Here is a 26398-nt window from a genome sequence, read left to right as displayed (position 1 = left end):
CACTAGGGGAAAACCGAGTCAGGGGAATCGATTGTGGGCAAGCCAAAGTCCGAGAAGAGCTCCAACACCAATGCCGTCGGCACTGCATTCAACAGGCGTGTGCTTCTAGGGGGTGTTGCGCTGGGGGCCATGGTGACTGCGCAACCTGCCTTGGCGCAAGGCTGTAGCTTGCCAGCCATAACGGTGAACCCTGACACCAGCAACATCGTTATCAATTCACAAGGTGGCAATGGCGACGACGGCAAAGACCGGCCCACGACGCTCAACGGGGAATTCGGAAGCACCGCCGGGGGCGTCAATGCCAGCGGGACGCATTTCTACAACGGTGGTCCGACGCAACCCACGATTGTCCGTTCAATCGGTGGCAATGGCGGTGATGGGCAAGATATCGCGATTGCAGGAACGGCGGGTCGTGGCGGCAATGGTGGCAATGGCAATGTTATTGCCTACGAAGCGTGCGGTACAGACTTGTATACCCCCGGCAACATTCCAGCTCTGGTTGCCTCGCCGATCCCGCGCATTCTCAATCTTCCTAACCTTACCAGCCCATTGACGGGCATTTACGTGATTTCCCGCGGTGGAAACGGCGGTGATGGGGGTGATGGCATTCTGGGTGTGGCCAACATCAAGGGAGGAGCCGGTGGCAAAGGCGGGTTTGGCAATAATGTCTCCCTGAATATCTTTAGCGAAGTTCTGATTCGTCCAGCTGCATTTCCCGTGATTGCTCCAGGCGTATTGGTCCAATCGATCGGCGGAACTGGCGGCGACGGCGGAACTGCCTCTGGCATCATAGACGGTACAGGTGGCGCTGGAAGCCGTGGAGGCGATGGCAAAAACGTAACGGTTCGCCACTTTGGTTCGATCACAACTATTCCCAATTTCAGCAGCGGTCTGGTTGCGCAGAGCATCGGCGGGAGCAGCGGAGGAGGTTCCGGTGGCGCAGGCCTGTTTTACGGTCGCGGTGGTGCTGGCGATTCCGGAGGTACTTCTGGCAAAGTTACCGTTACGCTTGAGCCTGGAAGTTCAATCTTCACCAACGGCTATTTCTCGCAAGGTGTGGTTGCACAATCGATCGGCGGCGGCGGTGGCGCATCGGCAGGCGGTTGGGGCCTAGTTGGCGTTGGTGGCAATGCTGGCAAAGGCAACACGGGCGGTGAGATTGAAGTCAACGTAAATGGCGCTGTTGAAACACGGGGTGGGACCTCCGATGGCGTTATCGCGCAGTCAATTGGCGGCGGCGGCGGAGTAGGTGGTTCCAGCGCCGGCATCGTAGCCATCGGCGGCAGCGGCGGCACGGCAGGTGCCGCGCGCGCTGTGACTGTGACCGTTGGGCAAAGCGGTTCGATCATCACCCGTGGTAATGATAGTCGCGGCATACTGGCGCAATCAATCGGTGGCGGTGGTGGCGCCGCCGGTGTGACCGCTGGCGCCGTGGCGATTGGTGGCAACGGTGGTGCAGCGGGCAATGGCGGCACTGTGAATGTTGTTCACAATGGAACGGTCGACACAAGCGGTGACCGTTCAATCGGCATCCTAGCGCAATCCATCGGCGGCGGCGGCGGTGCGGGCGGTACCTCTGTCGGCAACATCGCGATTGGCGGGCGAGGCAGTTCGGGCGGCAGTTCTGCAAGAGCTGCAATTGGCGCGCTGGACGGGACTGCTGTCGTGAACACTCGCGGAAACTCCGCTGCAGGCGTCGTTGTGCAAAGCATCGGCGGCGGCGGCGGCAATGGCGGCGGCTCGATTAGCACAGGCGGGAGTCTTAACGTAAACATTGGCGGAGCCGGGGGAAATGGCGGCAATGCTGGTGAGGCATCTGCAGTCTACAACGGCCTCATCCAAACAACCGGCACGGCATCGGATGGTCTGGTGGTCCAGGCGGTTGGCGGCGGCGGTGGCAATGGCGGTTTAGCGGTCTCCACATCAGTCAGCGCACTTGCCGGGATATCTGTCGCTCTGGGTGGTTCTGGAGGAAATGGTGGTGCGGGCGGCGTTGTGACTGCCAATGGCAGCGGACTGACGATCCGGACAGAGGGTAATGATTCACGCGGGCTCGTTGCACAATCTGTTGGTGGCGGAGGCGGCAACGGCGGCGCTTCAGTTGCCATAGCAGCAGTTGCATCGGCAGCACCCGGCCCGGCGGTAGCAGTCGCAATTGGTGGCAGTGGAGGCAACGGCGGTGATGGCGGCGTCGTAAATTCGACACTTAGCGGCCTGATCCGTACACAGGGCGATCGTTCCAATGCTGTAACGGCGCAGTCTATCGGCGGCGGTGGCGGTAATGGCGGTATGAGCGTGACTGCAGCTCTCGCAGGCAGCACGCTTGCAGCCGGTTCAGTCAATGTCGGAATCGGCGGTTCAGGAGGCAGCGGCGGTGTCGGAAACGCTGTGACCGTCGATGCGCGCGGTGGGCTCGAACTCGTCACGTTCGGTGAGGATTCCGCAGCGCTCTTGGCGCAATCCATCGGCGGCGGCGGTGGCAATGGCGGTGTCTCACTTGGCTTGAACGCGTCGCTCGCGGGTGCTGGCGCCGTGTCCGCGAACGTAGCGATTGGCGGCGATGGCGCAGTTGGCGGCAACTCAGGAGCGGTTACCGTTCGCTATGCAGGTGATGCCGCAGCCCTGGGAAATCGATCAGCGGCCATCGCTGCGCAGTCAATTGGCGGTGGCGGCGGAAACGGCGGCTTTTCCGGCGGCCTTAGCCTGGCCCTTGCGGGTGGCGGAGCGGTTGCTGCGACGGTCAATATCGGAGGCAGCGGCGCCGGTGGAGGTGACGCAGGCAACGTCGCCGTTGAAAGCAATGTCGGTGGTAGTGGGCAGCTTTTTACGGCCGGCAATGACTCGGCAGCGCTGCTCGCGCAATCCATCGGTGGTGGCGGCGGTAATGGCGGTTCTACACTCACCCTGACCGGTAGCGCAGGCGCTGGAGGTAGTGCAGGCGTTGGCGTCGGCATTGGCGGCGATGCTGCCCAAGGCGGCAAAGGCGGCGCGGTCTTTGTAAACAGCAATTCAAGGCTCCAGACCGTCGGCGACCGCTCAGGCGCGATCGTAGCGCAGTCGATAGGCGGAGGCGGCGGCAATGGTGGCTCCTCCACATCGGTGACTGCGACATTGTCTGGCGGCGCATCTGTGTCTGCTGGGGTGAACCTTGGCGGCACAGGCGGAGCAGGTGGACGCGGCGGCAACGTAACCACGATTCAAACCGGCGACATTCGCACTGCTGGCCACGACAGCAGCGGTATAGCGGCGCAATCTATCGCCGGCGGCGGGGGGATCGGCGGAACAGCCGTCTCTATCGGAGCAGCAGGATCTGCCGGAGCAGGCGTGAGCGTCAATGTGGCGCTTGGCGGTATCGGCGGCAGCGGGGGCACTGGTGGCCGGGTACTGGTCGATCACGAAGGTTTCATCTCGACGAGCGGTGACCGCAGCAAAGGTATCCTTGCGCAATCCATCGGCGGCAGCGGCGGTGCAGGCGGCTCTAGTGTGGCGGTTGGCGTCGGTGTCGGCCTTCAAGGAGCAGGCGTTGCTGCCACAGTCGCACTTGGCGGAGCAGGCGCAGATGGTGGCACAGCCCAGAGCGCCAGAGTCGAATCCGACGGCGAAATTCTTACCGGCGGCGATGACGCGGCAGGCATTCTTGCCCAATCGATTGGCGGTGCGGGCGGCGCAGGCGGCTTCTCTTTCGCCGGGTCTCTGGCTGGCGGGTCTGGTGCAGGAATCGCTCCGGCTGTGGCCATTGGTGCAGATGGTGGGGCTGGCGCGGTTTCGGGCAATGCCGAAATCATCCACACAGGCCTCGTGACAACAGTAGGTGATCGTTCGTCTGGCGTGCTTGCGCAATCGATTGGCGGCAGCGGTGGGGCTGGTGGCTTCTCCGGCTCGCTATCGATTGGTGCCGGGGCCGCCGGTGTCGGGTTGGGCGTTACGCTAGGCGGTGCGGGCGGCTCAGGCGGAGATTCTGCCATTGCCGTAGCTCAGCAGATTGGCGCGGTGAGCACGCTGGGCGCGGACGCTATCGGCATTGGTGCGCAATCGATCGGTGGCAGCGGCGGTGCAGGCGGCAATTCTATCTCGCTTGGAGCAGCGGTGGGCGTTGGCGCGGCAGCGGTGAACGTATCGCTCGGCGGTAATGGCGGCGCGGGCGGCACTTCTGGTGCGGCCTCTGTCTTTGCGCGCGACGGCGTTCAGACTGCAGGCGCGCGCAGTCATGCAATCCTGGCGCAATCCATCGGTGGAAGCGGCGGTGCGGGCGGTTTTAGCGTTGCTATGTCCTTGGCTGGCGGCAAAGCGGCTGGCGGCGTTTCAGTCGGCATTGGCGGTTCTGGCGGCGATGGAGGCACATCCGCTGCCGTCAACGTCGACAACATCGGAAGCTTGCTGACCACCGGCACCGACTCCAACGGCATCCTCGCGCAATCGATCGGCGGCAGCGGAGGAGCTGGTGGCTTTGCCCTCACGGGTGCAGGAGGCATTGGCGCAACCGGCGGCATCGCAGCATCGGTTTCGGTGGCTGGCACCGGGGGTTTGGGCGGCGAAGCGGACACTGTCACAATAACCAGCGAAGGTGACATCCAGACCGGCGGTGACCGTGCGCGCGGCGTGGCTGCGCAATCGATTGGCGGCGATGGCGGCGTCGGCGGGTGGTCTGGAGCTTTTGCGATCGCGGGCGGCGGCGTGGCTGGCGTGGGCGTCAGCGTAGGAATTGGCGGCATCGGCGGGGATGGAGGCATCTCCAAAGATGTCACGATTGCAAGCACCGGCAATGTCATGACGTTGGGTGCCTATGCCCAAGGTCTCTTGGCTCAGTCCATCGGCGGAGGCGGCGGCGCGGGCGGCTTCGCGCTTGGTGCAAGCGTTGGCATTGGCGGCAAGGCAGGCGTTGGTGCAGCGGTTACTCTTGGCGGTGCAGGCGGCAATGGTGCGGATAGCGGCATTGCGCGGATCAGCGCTATTGGAGACATCGCTACTGAAGGCGCGGGATCAACCGGCATCCTGGCGCAGTCGATTGGCGGAAATGGCGGCGCTGGCGGTTTCTCTTTCGCTGCGGGTGCTGGCGCTGGCGGTACCGTTGGAGCGGGCGCCGCGGTTAGTATCGGTGGATCTGGCGGTGCTGGCGGCACTGCAACTTTGGTTGATATTGATCACGTCGGCGACATCCTGACGATTGGGGCCGATGCAGGTGGCATTGTTGGCCAATCCATTGGCGGCAACGGCGGCGCAGGTGGCTTCTCAGTCGCCGGAGCGTTGACCGCTGGCCAGAATGCCGCAGCAGCGAGCGTAACCATCGGCGGCGCCGGCGGCTTGGGCGGGACATCTGCGGTGTTCGACTTCCGTGATGTCAGCGATCCCCGTGGAAACATCGTCAATCCCAATGTTGCTGTGGTGGATATCGCAAACCTCGGCGGGATCATCACCACAGGCGACCGTTCCAGCGGCATCGTCGCCCAGTCCATTGGCGGTAGCGGTGGCTCTGGAGGCACCAGCGTGGGGGTTGCGGTTAATACTGCGACTTCAAATGCAGCCAGCATTGCTGTGTCAATTGGTGGAGCAGGCGGTGATGGCGGTCGCTCGAGCGGCGTCGCGGTCACGCAGACTGGCGATATCGCAACCTTAGGACACGATTCTTACGGTATCGTTGCCCAATCGGTCGGCGGTGACGGCGGAACCGGCGGTGGTAGTGTTGGCGTTGCCATCGGCGCGGCCGGGCAAACACAGGTTTCTGGCGCAATTACGGTCGGCGGAATAGGCGGTGCTGGGGCAAGAGCTGGCGATGTCTCCGTCGCGAGCATCGGTCAGACAATCACGCAAGGCCAACGCAGCCATGGTGTGATTGCTCAATCCATCGGTGGCAGCGGCGGCACAGGCGGCTTTGCTGTTTCGGGCGCGCTTTCAATCGGAGGCCAGAACAGCGCAGCCATCGGTGTTGCGATTGGCAATAGCGGCGGCGGCGGCGGTCTGGCTGGCGATGTCTCCGTGCGCCGCGAGGGCTTCACACAACTCGCCGGAGACGACAGCAGCGGCGTTCACGCGCAATCCATCGGGGGCAGCGGCGGCGCCGGCGGGTTTAGCCTTGCAGGCTCGATCAGTTTCTCAGGACAAAATGCAGCGTCCGTAGGCGTTGCGATTGGCGGTTCCGGCGGCACAGCAGCCAGCGCGCGCAATGTGACGGTCAGCAACGTCGGTGACATGATTATCGCAGGCAATCGCTCACACGCGGTGCTCGCTCAATCGCTCGGCGGAGGCGGGGGCAACGGAGGCTTCTCTGGCACGCTTGCAGCAGCCGCAGCGACCGGCAAAGTATTGAGCGTTGGGGTCGGCATTGGCGGTTCGGGAGCCGGTGGCGGTTCGAGCCGAAATGTCGCGATTAATAGCAGCGGCAATTTGACCACGCTTGGAGTGGATTCCGATGTCCTTCTGGCTCAGTCGATTGGCGGTGGCGGCGGTTCGGGCGGCTCTGTCTTCTCTATGGGTTTGGGCATTGGCATGTCATCGCTGGCTGCGTCTGTTGGCATCGGCGGCTCTGGAGACTTCGGCGGTTCGGCTGGCGAGGTTTCGGTTATCCATTCCGGTAACATTGTCTCAGTCAAGGAACGCAGCCGCGGTATCGTCGCGCAGTCCATTGGCGGCGGCGGCGGCAATGGTGGGTTTAGCGCGGCGCTCGCGGGCGGATTGGCGCAAGACACCGCGATGCTCGCCTCGGTCGGGATCGGCGGGACAGGCGCAGGCGGCGGAGAAGGCAATATCGTCACCGTTTCGGCGGACGGTTCGGTCACCACACAAGGTGACGACTCCGATGGAATATTGGCACAGTCGATCGGCGGCGGCGGCGGCAATGGCGGCTTTGCGCTCACGGGCGCGGCTGCCTTCACGACCGGTGGCGCTGGCCGTGCGGCAGGCGTGGCTATTGGCGGAGGCGGCGGAACAGCCTCCAATGGACGCGAAGTCACGATTATCGGGAATGCGAACATTTCGACCTTGGGAGATCGCGCCCGGGGCATTGTTGCGCAATCCATCGGTGGCGGTGGCGGCAACGGCGGTTGGTCATCGGCCATAGCGGCGGCAGCCTCGAGTAGTTCAGAAGCAACCGGCGCTGCGGTATCAGTCGGTGGGTTTGCCGGGGCAGGCGGCAATGCAAGCGCCGTGACAATCGATGTGACCGGCGACGTTACGACAGAGGGCTTGGATGCGACAGGCATCCTCGCTCAATCCATCGGCGGCGGCGGCGGCAATGGCGGGTTCTCGCTCGCGGGAACCGTCAACGCAGGGCAAAACCTCAAGAGCGCCAACGTCTCAATCGGTGGCGGTGGCGGCGCTGGCGGTGATGCAAGCGCAGTGTCGCTCACCAGTGGCGGGCAAGTCTGGACGCAGGGAGACCGCGCCGCTGCGCTTGTCGCGCAATCAATCGGCGGCGGTGGCGGCAACGGTGGTGGCTCAGTCGCGGCGGGCCTCGATATTGGACTCGGCGGTAGTGGCAAGGGATACGCAGCTTCGGTCGCGATTGGCGGCACCGGCGGCGTCGCAGGCAACGCGGCACGCGTTGATCTAACCAGCCTCAATACAGTTCTGACCAATGGCGAAGACAGCTATGCCATCGTCGCGCAGTCCATCGGCGGCGGCGGCGGTAATGGTGGCTTCGCAATCGCTGGGCAAGCGGCTGTTAACGCGCCGCTCACCGGTGCAGCCCTTGGCCTAGGCGGTGCAGGAGGCGGCGGCGGTGATGCTGGCTCTGTCACCGTCAGGGTTGAGGAAGGGGTTGCGTCGACCGGAGCGCGCTCTGGCGCAATTCTGGCACAATCCATCGGTGGCGGCGGCGGTAGTGGCGGCTTCTCCGCTTCTATCGTTGGCGGATTGGAGCTGGGTGCGGGTACGTCAGGAGCAAGCAAGACGGCGTCACTTTCAATCGGCGGCAGCGGCGGCGTTGGCGGCGATGCCAGCAGCGTGAGCGTGACCAGTCTGGTTGCTGCTCAAACCCAAGGCGAGTTTGCCCACGCTATCACAGCGCAATCGATTGGCGGCGGCGGTGGGTCGGGCGGAGCGTCTATCTCTGCCGATCTTTCTCGCTCAACCGGTGCGACCTCGATTGCCTTTGCGCTAGGTGGTCAAGGCGGAGCGGCTGGCGATGCCGATAACGTGACCGTCAATGTCAGCGGCCTGATCAGCACTGAAGGCGAGAACTCTTACGGCATCCTTGCTCAGTCGATTGGCGGCGGTGGCGGCGACGGGGGCATGGCTGGCGCACTCGCATTCAACAGCGCCGCAACGCCTGGCTCCAACAAGAAACCGATCAACATCTCGATGGCCTTGGGCGGAGGTGCTGGCATCGGTGGAATTGGCGCTGATGTCTCTATTGATAGCCTCGCGCAAATTTTCACCATGGGCGAAGGTTCGAATGGCATGTTGGTGCAATCTATCGGTGGCAGCGGCGGCGCAGGTGGAATGGCCTTCGCCGGATCAATCTCCGATAGCACTGCGACCAACCTCGCACTGAGTTTTGGCGGCGTAGGCGGTATGGGTAATGTTGGTGGCGCAATCGACATTGCTTCGCGGGGCAGCATCGTCACTCAAGGCAACAATGCGGTTGGTATTTTGGCCCAGTCGATTGGCGGCGGCGGCGGAGCCGGTGGCTCGGTCGGCGCGCTGGCCATGTCCGTCACCAAACCGAACGCAACCGGTACGACCACCAATCTGACCATGGAGCTTGGCGGAGCTGGAGGCGACGGCAACATTGGCGGCACAGTCACCGTTTTGAACGAAGGTACCATCGATACTCTCGGCGAATTGAGCCATGGCATCTTTGCCGAAAGCATTGGCGGCGGCGGCGGTTCAGGCGGAGCAACCGGTGTCGATTTTGAGCTGTTCAACGGTTATGTCGAAGGCGGCATTCCCAATGGCTCACTGTCGACCGGCAACAATGCGACCAATATCTCTGTCGCGCTTGGCGCAGACGGGGGAATTGGGCTTGATGGCGGCGCTGTCACAGTCACCAACCGGGGCGATATCGTCACCCGCGGCCTGCAAGCGAATGCCATTTTCGCGCAGTCCATTGGCGGCGGCGGCGGGCAGGCTGGTCTCGCTCAATCCGTTGCGGCTTCCCTTGCTATCACCGGCGGCGCTGGCGGAGCGAACAACAAGACAAAGCAAATGGCTGTCGCGATAGGTGGCAAGGGTGGAACAGCTGGCGATGCAGGTGCTGTCACTGTCTCAAACAGCGCGATATTGCTCACATTGGCTGATAGCTCCTTCGGCATTCTTGCACAGTCGATCGGCGGCGGCGGCGGCAATGGCGGCGACGCCAGCGGTCTTGCGACGGTCTACAATCGCAAGGTCACCAAGAAGCAAGAAAAGCGTCTCGAGAAGAAGAACACGGCCATCTCGGTTGCTATCGGCGGAGAAGGCGGCGCAGCGGGCGATGGCAACACGGTTACGGTCACCAACTCCGGCACCATCGAAACACTCGGTAGCGGCAGCCATGCCGTTTTTGCCCAGTCCATCGGCGGCGGTGGCGGCAATGGCGGCGCCGTGTCTGGCCCGGTTGATGATACGCTCGACCTGCTCGATGCCAGCAACAAAGGCGCGGCGCGTGAGTTCTCTGTTGGCGTCGGTGGCGGCGGCGCAGCCAGCGGATCAGGTGGTGATCTGCTGGTGTCCAACACTGGTCTGCTCGTCGCTCGCGGCGATCTCTCGTACGGCGTGTTCGCGCAAAGCGTTGGCGGCGGCGGGGGCACTGGCGGCGAAGGCGGTGATGCCGATGTATCTATCGGCGGCGGCTGGGCTGGCACAGGCGGCTCATCCGGCGATGGCGGCGCGATCACTTTCAACAACGCTGGCACAATCGTGACGGAAGGCTTCGTCAGTCACGGCGTATTCCTGCAATCGATCGGCGGCGGTGGTGGCACCGGCGGCGCGACCGGCGGGCCGGAAGAAACCGATCCCGATGATGAGGAAATCATTGAATCTGCGGGTGGCCTGGTCACTTTGCCTGGAGATTTCGCCCAGGCAGCGCAAGAGCCACCGGCTGGGCCAAATATGTCGGTGGGCATTGGAGGCCAAGGCGGTTCCTCTGGCAATGGCGGCGCGATCAGCGCTGTAAACGATGGCAATATCTGGACGACCGGTGACGGCTCGATGGGCATGCTTGTCCAGTCGGTGGGCGGCGGCGGCGGCGTCGGCGGTAATGCAGGCGGCGGGGCCCTGAATGTCGGCGGCCAAGGCGGCGCTGCGGGTGACGGTGGTGACATCGACATTGTCAACAATGGCCAGATCGCCACCGAAGGCAAATTGGCAACAGGCATCTACGCGCAGTCTGTTGGCGGCGGTGGCGGTATTGGCGGTTCGGTAGGGATCGAGTCTTCGCAGCTGCCAGCGCTTGGCAGTGGTGGGACGCGAGAACAGATCGCGGCCGGGCTTGCAGCTGGCAATTCCCTACCATCGGTAGCAGGCCAGTTGGCGACGGTTGGAGCGCCCTATCAGATCCAGTCTGTGTCCCTCGCCGGTGAAGGCGGTGCAGCTGGCGACGGCGGCAATGTCACTATCACCAACAATGGCTCGATCTTCACCAAAGGCACGCTGGCCTTCGGCATCTTTGCCCAGTCGGTGGGCGGCGGCGGCGGCATGGGCGGCGCCGGTTCGCTCACACCGTCAGAGATCGCCATTCCGATGTCGGGCGGTCGCGGTGGACACGGCGGCGATGTTACCGTGATCCACACCGGTGACATTGTCACAGAGGGCTTCGGAGCGATTGGCATTTTTGCGCAATCGGTCGGCGGCGGTGGCGGCTATGCTGGCGATCTGTCCTTCGGCGTAGGCGACTTTTCCACCCCAGCCATTCCTCTGCCAATTGGCGCCCAGGGCGGCGATGGCGGCGATGTCACCGTTACATCGACAGGCAACATCCATGTGTCCGGTGTCGGTGCCGTTGCAATCTTTGCGCAATCTGTCGGCGGCGGCGGGGGCCTCTGGAATGGTCAGGGCATTCTTGGCACCGCTGGTTCGCTCGGTCTCAAAGGCGAAGCTGGTAAGGTCAGCTGGTTACACACTGGTGACCTTGTCGCGACCGATATCAACGGCATCGCGGCTCTGTTCCAGAGCCAGGGCACCGACGGGCAAGACGATATTATCGCGACGCTTGATGGAGATATCCGCGGCGGTTCGGTGTTCGGTAAAGGCATCATGGTCGAAGGTGGCGAGAACAACCTCCTGACGCTGTTCGGAAGCGTTGCATCTGAAAGCGGCCTCGCGATCGAAGCAACTGCTGGCAATGACACGATCAACAGCCAGTCGATGGTGTTCGGCAATATTGATCTCTTTGGGGGTGATACGGCCCAAACATCATCACTTCGCAGGGCTGCTGAATTGCGTACGGGCGCCTCGTCACACAGCACCGAAGTCAACATTTACAATAACTTGTCAGATGGCATGCTGGTAGCATACGACTTCATTGATCTGGGCGAAGCCGGTATCCTGAACAATCTTGGAATGCTCGCATTCGGCGAGGCCAACGATAGGCGCGATGTCACGCTCACAGGTTCGTTGGTGCAAGGCGGCGCGGGCATTTTTCTTAGTGACTTGGACTTCTCTCAGTCCGGACAGCAGACCGATAGCCTGATGATCAGCGGAAACGCGGATTTGTCAGGTGAGGTGATTCTTCAGCTAAACAACGTTAGTGAGCTGAGGACCGGCTCATTCTCGTCCGTATTGATCGACGCGGCAGGAGGCTTGAGTGACAATGGGGTGACACTGCGTGGTTTCGAGCCGAGTGCCGTTGCGCGGTTTGGATTGAACTTCACGCCAACGCAGATGACGCTGGATCATACAATTGACTTTACCGGGCTGAATGGAGGCCTCAACATCAATCAGACCAGCTTCGGCGAATATCTCAACCGTGCTGTGAACGCCGGCAGCAACAATTCGGTGCAAGACTTGGCCGTGGCTCTGCTGTTTGTTCCTGAAATCGCTCAGATTGCCGCGACCTACGACACCATCAGCGGAACCGTCTACGCTGACAATGTCGCGGATATGACCTCGGCCGGTGAGCAGTTCTCACGTTCGATGTTTGATTGCGTCCAAGTTTCCAACATTGCATCCAGCAACGGATGCGCTTGGGGCGTCTATAGCGATCGCGACACTAAACTTGCTGCGACGACGCAAAACCTGCGCGCTGACGCTCGCAGCGAGCGCATTGCCGGCGGGTTCGAGCTTGGCATCGGTGGTGGTTGGACGTTTGGCTTCTCCGCTGCACGCGATTGGACCGACTTGGCTGCGCAATCCGCGGCTAGCAGCGGCGAACGCACGTTCGTCGGTGGGCATATCGGAGCGCGAATTGGAGAGTTGGAAACGCAAATTTTTGCGATATACGGTGAAGCGAGCAATGATCTCTCGCGGATCATTGCCTATCCTGGTTCAATTAGCTCGGCGACGGGGAATCAGGACCTCAGCTTGATCGAGTTCGGCGGTCGCGTCAGCACTCTGATCGAGGATGGCGAGGTTTTCCTTCGGCCATCATTTCAGCTCTCATACGTCTCGATCAATGGCAGTTACAGCGCTGAAAACGGTGATAGCGGCTTGCGATTGGCGCAGACTGACGCGGGCTCTTCATTCTTGCGTGCAGCAGCGGGGGCCAAAGTTGGCTCCTCGATCTCGCTCGGCGGAAAGGCGACACTCCGTTCGCACTTGTTCACACGGATGACATTCGACAGCACCGACAATCAATCAGCCTTGCTTCGCTTTACCGATGTGCCTGACATTGTGGACTTTACGCAGCTACGATTCACCGACCAGCTGCGCGCGGAAGTGGGCGCAGGTCTCTCGCTGGAATTCAACAACATCGCGCTCCAAGCGGGATGGGACAGCAGCATTGGCGGTCATGCGCAATTCGACGAGATCCGCATCGGCGCTTCGTTCCGGTTCTAGGAGGATAGCGTCAATGCGAGCTAGGGGTTGGCCCACACATCCTCAAGCGCGGATTCTATTGTTTGCAATTGCGCAACCGGAATGGCCAAGGAGAATGTCTGCTATTGGGCACTAAGAAGTTGGATGGCTATGTCTTGGATGGAGCGCAAAGCGGACGCTGGCCTTTATGTCTGGAATTGGGTCGTAAGCGGTTAGTCGGCTTTTAGCGTAGATCGTCAAGCAGCTGCCCTTGGTTAGGTTTGAGCGCTCACCAAGGGCAGCTACCGTCTTACAACGGCACGCAATCTTCGAGCTGCGGCGCACCAAGTATCTCGGTCAGTGTTTCACAGCGGGCTAGGAAGGGTTCCCCGCGTACAAGCTGAGCAGTCACACTGGCATGTTCACTGGTGAAGTGGAGGCTGAGCGCAATGTTACGCTGCTTAATCTTCACAGAGTTGCCAAAGCACTCAAAATCGATCCTTCAGCGCTTTTGAGCTTGGCCGACTTCTAATACTCACCGGCCAGCATCACGGTCAGAACGCGCTGCGTCTTGGCGGGGTCGGCGGGATCATCTGAGCCGTAAGTGAGCGTTTTGTCGTAATAATCGATCTTCCAAAGCAGATCTTCGTCAAACAGGTTCAGATCGCCAAAATCGCGCTCTCCATGCGGGTCATTGTGCTCATCGAAGTCGTTATATGCGCCAAGCGCTCGCATTAACGCCATTGGGCAGAAGCTTGGTAGCAGTCTGACGCCTCTGGTGACGGTTATAGCCCCTCCAGAGCCGGTTTTGCGTAGATTGTCGTTAAGCTGCGCAATGGCTTCTGCACGCGGGGTGTGGACGCACGTCTTCATTGGTTCTGACGCCATGGTCAAATTCCTTTCTCTTTGTTTGGTGATTTTACGGAAGATGCAGGGTTTGATGTCTGCAATTGTCAGGCACCTAAGTGGTGCTGAACCAGGGTTCAGGTGAGTTTTGCGGTCATTTTCCCGCAGATACACCTGAAAATCAGTTATTTTCTCAAGCGGAAAGCCGCTACCCACCCATGCCGTTCATAGGTTGGGGAATGCAGGAAACCGTTCGCACATGCGCGCCAAAGCACTGTATCGATTGTAGCGACGCGGTAGCCAGTCCAACGTGAAAGCCTGCGACAAAGGGTCTGTGAGGTGGTTTTATCGCCTCTAGCCAGCCTTTCGAGGTGCACATCAGGCTTGGCCACGTCAGCGCCCAAATTTTTAGCTAGGTGATAAACCGTGATTGGGCCGATCCATGGCATCGTGCTGGTTCCGATGCAGATTGAGTGCGTGCTTCGAAGGCTCGGCATGGCCATCAAGAAATACCCGATGGATGAACAGAGGGTTCGATGGGAAATCAATCCATGGGTAGTTCAAGCTGCGCTCGCGAGGCTAGGAAATCGCCAGCTCACCGAGGATGAGCAACGTGAGGTTCGGAACTGCACCCGCACGCCTCAAAAAGTGGATTGGCCCAACTGCTGGACAGTAAGAGGGTGAATATCTGAAAAGCGCCCCAATCCCAGCGATAGCGATCCGATTTTTAGGTCTCAAGAGCGGCCCTTTCCCGAGGCCATTCCGGCTGAGGAAAATGACAATGATTTATTCACAATTCGACCCCCCACCTCAGAACCGATTGCCCTGGAACTTTGCCGCTAAAATCGGACCCAAGCGGCCATTCAATCAGAAGCAGACTTGGGCGATCCGTTCCCTGCTGGATCGCGAGAAACGCTCACAAAGACTCTCTGGCAATGCCCCAGAGCAAATGCAAATTTCGCTTGGTCAATTGTAAATTTCTGTCTGGGTTCGGCCTTTGACCTGTGCCAGTAATAAGAAGAGGGGGAATTTATGGCATTCAAGGCTCCGAAATTTGCTTCAACTTTTGTAGTCAGCCTCGCGTTATGTCTTTCGGCAATCGCTTCCAAAGAGTTAGCCGCCAGAGAACAAGAGCCCGAACTCTCTATTGTTGCCATCGAAAGTCAGGCGGATGCGCGATACAAATCGGGGGCATATGCTGAGGCCGGGGCCCTGTACGAGGAAATGGCGAACCGGGAAGATGCCCCGAAATGGACGCGCCGCTCAGCCGCCTATAACGCCGCTTGCGCTTATGCGCTTGCAGGAGGGCAGAGCGATAAAGCCCTGGACTTGTTAGAACTGGCGGTCGCGCTTGGCTTCATCGATACCTATTCGCTGAAACAGGATACGGACCTTGATAGTCTGAGGAATACGTCTCGCTGGGTTGCTATCGAAGAGACCGTTGCAGAGGCGAGCGCGAGCGAAGACAGACGTTGGGGCACGGTTTCTGTTCGGCCTGCGTATGAAGAGAACTTGCCCGTTGAGGATAAGCTGGCGGGCCTGTCTCTTCTCTGGTCGGAGGCCAAATACAATTTCGCGAACTTTGATCTCGTTCCCGAGCTTGATTGGGACGCCGAATATCGCGCCATGATCCCGCGCGTCATGGCCAGCGAAAACACTTATGAGTATTATCGGTTACTCCAAGCGTTCGTCGCGAAGCTCGAAGATGGTCATGCGAATGTCTATTTCCCGAATGTCTCAGAGTTCAACGACGGACGTTCCAATGTCCCAGCCTTCAACTACCAATGGATCGAAGAGCGACTTATCCTGGACTACGTCGCAGGCGAGGAACTCGAAGCCGCAGGCGTCATTCGCGGCGATGAAATCATAGCTGTAGACGGACAGCCCATCCAAGAGTTTGCCGATACGCAGCACCGCCCTTACGTCAGCGGTTCGAATAAAGCCTACATTGATAGCGTGGTCTATTCATGGCGCTTATTAAAGGGGCCAGAAGGTCCACTCGAACTCACCATCAAGAAGCAGTCAGACGATATCGTCATCGTTCAATCCCGTCGACCTGACTGGGATACATGGACGGCATTGACCAAAGGCAGAGAAGAACAGCCGCCGAATTTTCGATGGAAAATGCTGCCGGGGAATATTGCCTATGTGGAACTCAACTCTTTCGGTAGTTCAGAAGCCTCGCAAGGCTTTGCCAATAATTTTGAAGAGATTTCTAAGGCCGATGGCATTATTTTCGACGTGCGCAAGAATGGCGGCGGCAGCAGCAATTATGGCTATGATGTCCTTTCCAGACTTACCCAAGAGGCCTTTGCGGTCAGCTCATGGAGAACGATGAACTATCGCCCCGCCTTTCGTGCATGGGGCTATCAAACTGACAGCTTCGAATCCACGGGGAATACGAGGGCTCCTGATCCCGATCAGTATTACGCCGGACCTGTTGCGGTCCTATCCGGGACGAGTACTTTCTCGGCCGCGGAGGATTTCCTGGTGGCCTTTGATGTCATGGATCGCGGACCCATTATCGGACAGGCCAGCGGCGGCAGCACAGGGCAACCCCTAGGATTCTATTTACCCGGGGGCGGCACAGCCCGCATCACGACAAAACGCGATACCTATCCAGATGGATCAGACTTTGTGGGTGATGGGGTGCAGCCTGATACTTTAGCGCCGCTGACTGTGAAGGCCTTCATTGAGCGACGCGATCCGGCCCTCGAAGCCGCTATCCGATATTTTTCAGAATTGAACTGACTTTGACTGGCCGCTCTTTACAAGTGGCCTCAAAGTGAAGTTCTCGGCCCATCTCTACTGAAGAAAACAACAAAGGCGCGTAGCATGAAATGCAAAGGCTTTAAGAAGAACCAAGCGAAGCGTGCTCGTTCGCTGGTAATGGGCCTCGGTCTCGCGACATCCCTTGCCAGTCTAACGCTGGCGGCCCCTCTATACGCCCAATCGGCGCTGGCTGTTGGCGCACCGATAGAGGGCAATCTCGAAAAAGGTGCAGCTGACACCTATACGCTCGATCTGGACCCAGGCGACTTCGTCCTCGGTGCTGCGGATCAGATCACGGTTGATGTCAGCATCACGCTCACAGGGCCCGATGGGGAGAAGATTCAGACTTTTGACCGTCCTGCTCGCGGACCGGAGACGTATCGGTTCACAGCGACGTCTGCCGGCGAGCACACGCTAACGGTTCGCCCTTACGGCAATGAGACGGGCGACTACGTCATGCGGCTTGTGCGTTCCGAGCCTACAGCGGCGACACCTGCAGGTCAGCTCGATCAGGCACTTGCAGACTATGGCACAGGCTCCCCGGGCCTCGCCGTGGCTGTCGTCCGCGATGGTCAGGTTGTTCACGCCAAAGGCTACGGCACAGCGAACCTCGAACACGGTATACCGATTTCGACCGATACGCGCTTCAACATGGCATCTGTCGGCAAGCAGTTCACCGCGATGGCGGTCGTCATGCTGGCCGATCAGGGAAAACTATCCCTAGATGACGACGTGAGGCTTTACCTGCCGGAGCTCGACGTCGGGCAAGCGGTGACACTGCGTCAAATGCTATCGCACACAAGCGGTATCCGAGATACGTTTGGACTGGCAGGTCTGGCCGGACGCCAGCGCGGGGATCCGATGCGGTTCAAAACCGTGCGCGACCTCCTCTTGAGGCAGAAAGCTCTGAGTTTCGAGCCCGGCTCGAAATTCGAATACAGCAACGGAAACTACGATTTGGCCGCCGAAGTCGTTTCCCGCGTAACCGATCAATCTTTCCGGCAATGGGTGGAGGAGAACATTCTCCTGCCCTTGGGCATGACAAACACTGTGGTCATCGACAACTTTCGGGAGGTTATCCCAAATCGCGCGAGTTCCTATGAGTCGGAAAACGGCGTGTGGCAGGAAGAGGTTCTGGCCGATACGCTCTACGGTTCGGGGTTGGGATACACGACTGTCGGTGATCTTGCGCTCTGGCTGGACAACTATCGCACTGCGAAAGTGGGTGGCCGAAACGTCATCGACCAGATGACAAAAGTCGCCCGTCTGAATGATGGAGAGACCACCGATTACGGGCTCGGTTTGTATGTCGAGACATTTAAAGGTCTGGACCGGTTCGAACATAGCGGTTCGGTTGCTGGCTATCGGTCGGACGTTGTGTTCTATCCGACCTTAGGAGCAGGGGTGGTGGTGCTGGCCAATGCGGGCACTATCGATCCGATCAATATCACCGACACGACGACGGAAATGTTCTTCGGAGATCAGTTGAAACCTGAAACGCTCAGCGACAGCGTAGAGGAGAAGACCGAGGAGACCGAGGAGACGCCGTACAACCCTGATACCTTCGACGCGGCGCGTTTCGACATGTTTGAGGGGCGTTACGAGCAGGAAGGCTTCCTCGGATACATGATGACGGTCACTCGCGACGATGAGGGTTACCAAATACTCATGACCAGTGAGACTAAGCCTTGGAAAATTACTCCTGTCGCAGACGACAGCTTCCGGACGCGAGGGGGTCTTGAGATCACTTTCAGTCAGGTGAAAGGTGGTAAGGCGCAGTCTATCAGCGCGCCGCGCATGGGCCCGCAGCCGTTTTATCGCATTACAAGCGAACCAGAACCCCTGAACCCGCAAGATTATGTAGGGCGGTATTACAGCGAAGAGTTGGATTCTCTTTTTACTGTTGGCGAGGAAGATGGCGTCGTCTTGGCGATTATACCCGGGCGAAAGGAGCCGATTAAGCTTCGCCCCAGTGCGGACGGTCGCTTCCTTGGCGATTTTAGAAGCCCTGTTTGGGGGGTTGCTTTTGATCGCGACTCAACGGGACGTGCCACCGGTTTCAGCGTGAACAGCGTTAGGACGCAGGGTGTAAGGTTCGACAGGATCGAATAGAGACTGATTTGGGCTAGTCACGCTAGCTGAACTCGATGCAATTTCCTTTTGGATGCCGCTCTTACGCGCAAACCGCGACCGTCATGATGTTTCATTCGCTTCGGGGGCGCAGGCAGGGTTCGAACGGACGGGACTAGTCTGCCGAATGTCGCCACACGGTAGCTTTCAAAGAATTCAGTTTCCAAGCGGACGTTCGGCAATTGGGCCGTGAGGCGACAGTCTGCTCATGGATTACCGGCGGCTGAAACCGGACTGTCCGATTTAGAAGCGATTAGTGCTATTCGTGTTTAGTCCTCTAGGGGCAGGCAGCGATCAACTTGCACGGTCTTGCTCGTCTCGAACCAAGATTGAAGTGTCGGGATTGAGGTCATCGTTCGGATCGGTCAGAATCCCTGCAGGAAACGCCGCCGGCTCAGACGACCCGCGCGTTCCGCTGTCGTCGCGGCGACCAGCTCCTCCGCGACCAGCTCGGTGGGAAGGCGATCGATCTGGGATGATCTCAGCGCCGGACAGAAGTAAGATTCGTGGCAGGTCTACCGATTGTAAAAGGTCGACGCAGAGCAATTCCGCGACGGGTTGCGCTAGCGCTTGGCGTGGATGTCGCCTGCCCCGAGCATCAAGGTGCTGACAACTTATGCGGGACTGACGACCACGCCCAAGAAGGGCGTGTCACGCGGCCCTGTCGCCTTGACCTTCAGAAGCATCACCGGGCACTTCACGATGACGCCCAGGCAGGGCGCCTTGCCCACTCCCTTGCCCACCCTCCGGGCCGTGCTGGACGAATCGATCCCCGATGGTAGTTTTCCGGGGCCGGGGAGGATGGACGGGCTTCCGCGGGCCTCCCGGAATCAGCAAGGAATTCAACCGGAGACTGGCGCTGGATCCGGACCCGCGGCGAAAAATGTCGGCCTTTTGCGATACTTGGACGCGGTCAGTCTGGAAGTTGTGACGCAGGAAACGAGGGGTTGCGCGCCAATAACGGCTAAGTATACTGGATACCCGGGTAGGCCTGCCGTCCTCAGAGTGTGGCCACCCTTGGGAGCAGGCAATACAAAAGCAGTATTTGTCTCTGCGCTTGCGCAGCGAGCTTTCGGGAAATTCATTTTTTCGCCATGACCTGGCGAACTATCAATCAGATCGAAGTTGGCCAGTTCACCCTCCATATTGAGCACTACTTATCTATAGGCCCTGAATTTTTTTGCCGTGCAGCCGCAATTTGGTCGATGCGTTTGGAGATTCACTTTGGCGTCTATCTTCGTTCGGGAATCTTGGCGGCAGCATGTTGCTCTCCTGGCACTCGCGGGTGCGCTGCTTGTCCTCGCCGCCTGCGGATCGACCAAGGTGGATGCGGTGGACACACCGCCGCGCCCGGCCAAGCTGGTGACCGTCCAATCCGCCAATTCGCAGACTTCGGGCAGTTTTCCGGCGGTCGTCCGCTCGGTCCGTACCACCGATCTGGCATTTCAGGTCGGCGGGCAGATCATCGAGTGGAACGCGATCGACGGTGCACGGTTCAGCCGCGGCGATGTGATTGCGCGGATCGAGCCGACGAGCTACCGCGCAGCCGTCAGCCAGGCCGAGGCGCAATACCTCAATGCCAACAGCGAATATGAACGCGCGCAGCGCCTGATCGAACAGGACGCGATCTCCAAAAGCGTGGTGGAAAGCCGCCTGGCCCAGCGCCAGGTAGCCAAGGCGGCACTCGACACTGCGCAGAAAAACCTTTCCGATACCGTTCTGCGGGCACCGTTCAGCGGCGGGGTCGGGGTGACTTATGTTGAGCAGTTCCAGAATGTCGGTCCGCAGCAGCCGGTGCTGGTCCTGCAAAGCCGCGCGGTCGAGGCGGTGGTCAATGTGCCCGCCAGTTTCGTGCTGGTTTCCAACCAGCGGCGCTTTTTCAATATCTTCGTCGAGCTGGATGCGGCCCCCGGTCGCCAGTTCCCGGCGGTTTTCCGTGAGGCGCGCGGGCAGGCGGACAGCTCCACCCAGACCTTCGAGGCGCATTTCAGCTTTACCCCGCCTTCCGAATTGCTGGTGCTCACCGGGATGACAGCGACCCTGTTCTACGAGGGCGAACCGATTGAGGAAAGCGAGGGGCCCAATGGTGTCGAAGTGCCGCTGGCGGCGATCATGTCAGAGGGCGGCAAGCGCTTTGTGTGGGTGGCCAAGGGGCTGGACAAGGTACTTGAACGGCGCGAGATCACGATCGAGGACGGCGTAGGAGAAACCTTGCGCGCGATCACGGGGCTGAAGGCTGGCGAGACCATCGTGGCCGCCGGCGGCAACTACTTCCGCGAGGGCGACACGGTTCGCCCCTGGGGCGAATAGCCGCGGGGCGGCGTTGCAGATATGGATATCGCAGCCTTCAGCATTCGCAACCGGTTGATCATGTGGATCGTGATCGCGCTCTCGCTGCTGGCGGGGTGGACCGCCTATCAGAACATGCCGCGCTTCGAGGATCCCGAATTCACGATCCGCACCGCGCAGATCTTCACGCAATATCCCGGCGGCTCACCCGAACAGGTCGCGCGCGAGGTTTCGGCCCCGCTCGAAGAAGCGCTTCAGGACATGGCCGAGGTCGACGAAGTGCGCTCGGTTTCCTCGGCGGGCTTTTCGGAGCTTTCGGTCGATATCAAGTTTTCGGCCAGCCCCGACAAGGGCGCGCTTCAGAACATCTGGAACAAGCTGCGCAATAAGGTCCGCGATGCCGCCGGCGACCTGCCGCCTGGCGCTGGCCCGAGCATGGTGTTCGACGAATTCGGCGATGTTTTCGGGCTCTATTACGTGCTCACCGGCGAGGGCTATTCGATGCCCGAACTGCGCACCTATGCCAAGGCGCTGCGGCAGGATCTGCTGGCGGTCGACGGTGTTGGCAAGATTAACATCGCGGCCGAACGCCAGGAGGTCATTTATGTCGAGATCTCGCGCCAGAACGCCGCCGCGCTGGGCGCCACGGTCAACGCGATCTTCCAGCAACTTTCGACCCAGAACACCGTCGTGCCCGGCGGCACGGTCGAGGTCGATGGAAAGCGCCTTATCATCACGCCGAGCGGCGATATCGATTCGGTTGCGGCGATCTCCAACCTGCTGGTTGCATCCAGCAATGGCAGCGTGGTGCAGTTGAGCGATATCGCCACAGTCACCCGTGGCCTGCGTGATCCGCCCGACTTCCTCGCCTATTGGGATGGCGAGCCGGGCCTGATCATGGGCGTGGCGGCGGTTTCGGGCAGCAATGTCGTCGCGGTGGCCGAACGGCTTTCGCAGCGCCTTGCCGAGGTCGAAGGCCAGCGCCCGGCCGGAATTGAGATCCATGAATTCTACAACCAGGGCAAGGTGGTCGACAGATCGGTGACCGATTTCGTGGTCAACGTGTTCCTGGCGTTGGTGATCGTGATCGGTGCGCTGGTGGTGTTCATGGGGCTGCGCTCGGGGCTCGTGATCGGGATCGGGCTGCTGCTGACCATCGCGGCAACGCTGGGCACGATGTATATGAGCGATATCCCGATGCACCGCATCTCGCTGGGCGCGTTGATAATCGCGCTGGGGATGTTGGTCGACAATGCGATCGTGGTTGTCGATGGCGTGCTGACCGGGGTGCAGCGCGGTCAGAAGATCATCGAGATATCTAGCACGATCGTCAAACGCTCGATCTGGCCGCTGCTGGGCGGGACACTGGTCGGCATCCTCGCTTTCGCGCCCATCGGCCTTGCGCCCGGCGACACCGCCGAGTTTACCGGAGACCTGTTTTGGGTGATCCTGATCTCGCTGCTTTACAGCTGGGTCTTCGCAATTACGATCACGCCGTTCTTGTGTTCGCTGCTGTTCAAAGAGGCGGCGCAGGCGCCCGAGGCTGAAGGGGGCGTGGCCGCTGAAGAGGCTCCGCAGGATAAGACCGACGGCCTGATGCAACGCTTCAAGGATATCATCGAAGTGCTGATCGCTCGCCGGGTGACCACCATCGCGGCGGCAGTGGGGCTGTTCGTCGCCTCGGTGTTCGGTTTTGGTTATGTCACGCCTGGTTTCTTCCCCGCCTCGACGACGCCACAACTGGTGGTCGATTACTGGCTGCCCGAAGGCACCGACATCGACCAGACCGATGCCGACATGCGCAAGCTGAGCGAATATATCAACACGCTCGAAGGGGTGGAACACGTCCACACGCTCGTGGGCCGGGGCACCTTGCGCTACATGCTGGTCTATCAGTTCGAGAGCACCAACGCAGCCTATGGGCAATTGTTAGTGAAGCTCGATGATTACAACCGGCTCGATACGCTGGTGCCGCAGGTGCAGCAATATATCGATGCCAATTTCACGCAGGCGCAAGGCAAGGTCTGGCGGTTTATCCTCGGGCCGGGCGGCGGTTCGAAGATCGAGGCGACCTTCAGCGGGCCCGATCCCGAAGTGCTGCGCGACCTTGCCCGGCAGGCGCAGGAGATTTATCACGCAGACGGCAAGGCAATCGCGATCAAGGACAATTGGCGCCAGCGCGTGCCCGCGATCGAACCGGTCTATTCCGAGGTCAAAGGGCGGCGCGCGGGCATCAGCCGGTCCGATCTGGGCGCGGCGCTGGCGCGCAATTACTCGGGCCAGCAGGTCGGCGTCTATCGCGAGAATGACGATCTGATCCCGATCATGTCGCGCGCGCCTGCGGATGAGCGCGAGAGCGTCGAGGGTCTGCCGCTGATCCAGGTGCTCGGTCCGACCGGCGCAGCGGTTCCGGTCGAACAGGTCACCGACGGCATCCAAACGATCTTCCGCGACAGTCGCCTGCGGCGCACCGACAATGTCTGGTCGATCAAGGCGCAGGCCGATCCTGCACCCGGCGAACTGGCCGGCAATTTGCAGGCGCGGGTCCAGCCGCTGGTCGAGGACATTGCGCTGCCGCCGGGCTACTCGCTTGAGTGGGATGGGGAATCGGGCAATTCGGCAGAGGCCAACGAAAATCTCGCCAGCACGATCCCGCTTGGATTTGGCGCGATGGTGCTGGTGACGATCTTCCTGTTCAACGCGGTGCGCCAGCCGCTGGTGATCTGGTCGGTGGTGCCTCTCGCGCTGGTGGGCGTTGTGTTCGGTCTGATCGTGATGGGCGTGCCGTTCGAATTCATGGCGATCCTCGGCGTGCTGTCTCTGGCCGGGCTGCTGATCAAGAACGCGATCGTGCTGGTGGACCAGATCGATCTTGAAATCGGCGATGGCAAGCCGCGCATGGACGCGCTGCTCGATAGCGCCGCCAGCCGTGTGCGCCCGGTCCTGTTGGGGTCAGGCACAACGGTGCTTGGCGTGCTGCCGCTGTTCACCGATGCCTTTTTCAAGTCGATGGCGGTGGTGCTGGTGTTCGGCCTGACCTTCGCGACCGCGCTGACGCTGCTGGTGGTGCCGGTGGTCTATGCCGCCGTGTTCGGCATTTCGAGCGACGAGCGCGCGGACAAATCCGGCACCAGGAAAACCGGCGGGGAGGCGGTGGCATGATCGCGCGCAGGCTTCTGGTTGGCACAGCCCCGGCGGCGCTCGCGCTCGCATTGGCGGGCTGCGCCAGCCTCAGCACTCCCGAAGAAATCGCCGCCGCCACCGCGCAGAGCCTGCCCGCCTTGCCGCCGCAATGGGTGGTCGAGGGCACGGTGCCGGGGGAGGTGCGGATCGGCTGGATCGAGGCGGTCGGCGATCCGGTGCTGATTGAACTTGTGCTCGAGGCGCAGGCCAACAACCCCGATATCCGCGCCGCCGCCGCAAATCTCGACGCCTCGCGCGCGCTGGTGCGGCAAGCGCGTGCGGCGCTGTTCCCGCAGATCAACGCCAATGTGAACGTCGACCGGACCGAATCGCCCAATCCGTTCGCGCTCAATCAGGCGTTCTACACCGTTGCGGGGCAGGCACAGTGGGAGGTTGACCTTTGGGGCCGGGTGCGCGCGGGCCGCAACGCCGCCTATGCCAGCGCGCAGGCGGTCGAGGCGGATTTGCGGTTTGCGCAATATTCGCTCGCCGCCGGGGTCGCTGCAGCCTATTTTGTCAGTATCGAGGCCGCTGAACAGGTCAGTGTGGCACAGCGCACGGTCGAAGCCCTCGCTGAAATCGACCGGATCGTGCGGGTGCGATACCGCGAAGGCTTTGCCTCGCGCCAGAACACCGCGACGACGGGGGCGGATTATCAATCCGCGCTGGACAGCCTCGCCCAGACGCAGATCGCGGCGCGCAACGCCCGCCGCGCGCTCGAGGTGCTGGTCGGGCGTTATCCGGCCAATCTCGTGACCGTCGGCCGGAGCCTTCCCGAAGCGCCGCCCGCGCCGCCCGCGGGGCTGCCCGCCCAACTGCTCGAACGGCGTCCAGACGTGATTGCGGCCGAGCGCAGGGTTGCCGCAGCGTTTGCCAATCTCGATCAGGCGCGGGCCGCACAACTGCCGCAACTTGTGCTAACCGCTGTCGGAGGCGTCGCCTCCACCGATCTCGGCGACCTGCTCGATACCGATAACATTATCTGGTCGATCATCGGCGATGTCCTACAGCCGGTGTTCGATGGCGGCCTGCGCGGCGCACGCGAGGACGAAGCTGATGCCAACCGCCGCGCGGCGATCGCGCTATATGCCTCGACCGCTCTTGCCGCCCTGCGCGAGGTCGAGGACAATCTCGACGCCGTCACCGTGCTGGAGGAACGCGAACAGATCCTCGCGGCCGCTGCCGACGATGCGGGGACAGCCTACCAGCTTGCCCAGTTGCAGTACCGCGAAGGCGAGATCGACCTGATCGATGTGCTCAATTTTCAGCAGCGCCTTTTCCAGGCGGAACGCAACCTGGTGAGCGTGCGCCGCCAGCGGATCGACCAATGGGTCGGGCTCAACCTTGCACTCGGCGGATCGTGGAGTGCAGATGGTCTGCTTCCGGTGTCGATTCAATAACACCCCAATGACCGAAGTTGGGGCGCAAAGCAGACGACCATTCGAAGACTGGTTGCCATGCGACTGACTCCACCTCCACCCACCCTCAGCACCAATCTCTGTTTACAGGGCTCCCGGGTAAAGCTGCGGTGTGTGCGGGCTTGAGCAGGCCAATCCGTATCTATCCCCGTCTTGAAGCGCAGTCTCTGCGGATATCAGGGGAGATTTGCGCGGCCAGTCTCTGCGCCAATTGCAATCGGTAAGTTTGACTGTTTAATAGGAGAAAACAGGCAAAATTCTTCGTTTCGAGCGCAGAACAGGTTGATCTGGCCCGATTTGACTGAATTACTACCGATAAAAGCGCGTCATTACTGAGGGTTAGCCACGCAGAAATGAGGCTTCCCTGTTCTTCGGCGTAACAGGGCATCTATTCGGCCGGGCAAGAGCTCTGACTGCGCCAGTCAAAGACGAGTTGTGATTAGTCAGACAACACCTTTTCCGATCGACGTTTCGGCTTCAGTGAAGCTGAGGATTGAAATTCAAGTCGACATAACCGTCTGGCACAAGGCTTCTGTCATAGTTTGCCGAACGAGTCCGCTGCGCTCGCGTGGCGACTGTCTTTCTCGACTTTGCAATCGTGGATGCCGGTGAACTCGAACCGTATTCCTGGATCTTCGCCTCGGCAAATGTTGCAGGCTTATCGAAATCGGGGATGTCCTTCATGGGATCGATGGGTTCATCCGCCCAGCCCTCTGCGAGCTCTGTTGAAGTGTCATTGCGGTCTGAATCCACGCGCTCACCATCAGAATCTGCGTCGTTCTTGGCAACAAAGCCCGGTTCTTCTGCATCTGCTGCGTTGGACATTTTTGAAAGCGGACCGCCCTCCTGGCCGATAACTGCGACCAGCAGCACTACAAACCCCAACATCGTCA

The 26398-nt window shown here is 60.5% G+C and carries 8 protein-coding genes; 6 read left to right on the top strand and 2 right to left on the bottom strand.

Going from position 1 to position 26398, the window contains the following annotated elements; genetic code table 11:
• The first annotated feature begins 33 nt into the window (after positions 1-33).
• Positions 34-12909, top strand: a complete 12876-nt coding sequence (locus ACGHU1_RS08985) for a hypothetical protein (RefSeq protein ID WP_390585957.1) — start codon at positions 34-36, stop codon at positions 12907-12909.
• 486 nt (positions 12910-13395) lie between these two features.
• Here the strand turns inward: ACGHU1_RS08985 and ACGHU1_RS08980 are convergent, their stop codons facing one another.
• Positions 13396-13755, bottom strand: coding sequence for a DUF3768 domain-containing protein (locus ACGHU1_RS08980; RefSeq protein WP_390585955.1), 360 nt, complete (start codon positions 13753-13755; stop codon positions 13396-13398).
• Positions 13756-14745: 990 nt separating this feature from the next.
• Here ACGHU1_RS08980 and ACGHU1_RS08975 point away from each other — a divergent pair.
• The 5 genes from ACGHU1_RS08975 (at position 14746) to ACGHU1_RS08955 (ending at position 25487) form a co-directional block, all read left to right on the top strand.
• Positions 14746-16464: a S41 family peptidase gene (locus ACGHU1_RS08975; RefSeq protein ID WP_390585953.1), complete on the top strand. Its 1719-nt coding sequence runs from the start codon at positions 14746-14748 to the stop codon at positions 16462-16464.
• 84 nt (positions 16465-16548) lie between these two features.
• Complete coding sequence (locus ACGHU1_RS08970) at positions 16549-18597, top strand: serine hydrolase (RefSeq protein WP_390585951.1); 2049 nt, start codon at positions 16549-16551, stop codon at positions 18595-18597.
• Positions 18598-19839: 1242 nt separating this feature from the next.
• Positions 19840-20925 (top strand): efflux RND transporter periplasmic adaptor subunit, encoded by a 1086-nt coding sequence (locus ACGHU1_RS08965; protein WP_390585949.1) that lies wholly within the window; start codon positions 19840-19842, stop codon positions 20923-20925.
• Between the two features lie 21 nt (positions 20926-20946).
• Positions 20947-24066: an efflux RND transporter permease subunit gene (locus ACGHU1_RS08960; RefSeq protein ID WP_390585946.1), complete on the top strand. Its 3120-nt coding sequence runs from the start codon at positions 20947-20949 to the stop codon at positions 24064-24066.
• Positions 24063-25487 (top strand): efflux transporter outer membrane subunit, encoded by a 1425-nt coding sequence (locus tag ACGHU1_RS08955; protein ID WP_390585945.1) that lies wholly within the window; start codon positions 24063-24065, stop codon positions 25485-25487. The genes ACGHU1_RS08960 and ACGHU1_RS08955 overlap by 4 nt, the downstream gene beginning before the upstream one ends.
• A 495-nt stretch (positions 25488-25982) precedes the next feature.
• Here the strand turns inward: ACGHU1_RS08955 and ACGHU1_RS08950 are convergent, their stop codons facing one another.
• Positions 25983-26378, bottom strand: a complete 396-nt coding sequence (locus ACGHU1_RS08950) for a hypothetical protein (RefSeq protein ID WP_390585942.1) — start codon at positions 26376-26378, stop codon at positions 25983-25985.
• Positions 26379-26398 lie beyond the last annotated feature (20 nt).

The sequence above is a fragment of the Erythrobacter sp. MTPC3 genome, from assembly GCF_042854385.1.
Taxonomy (GTDB): Bacteria; Pseudomonadota; Alphaproteobacteria; order Sphingomonadales; family Sphingomonadaceae; genus Erythrobacter.
Note: the sequence above shows the minus strand (reverse complement) of the source record. Positions and strands in the feature narration are given on the sequence as shown.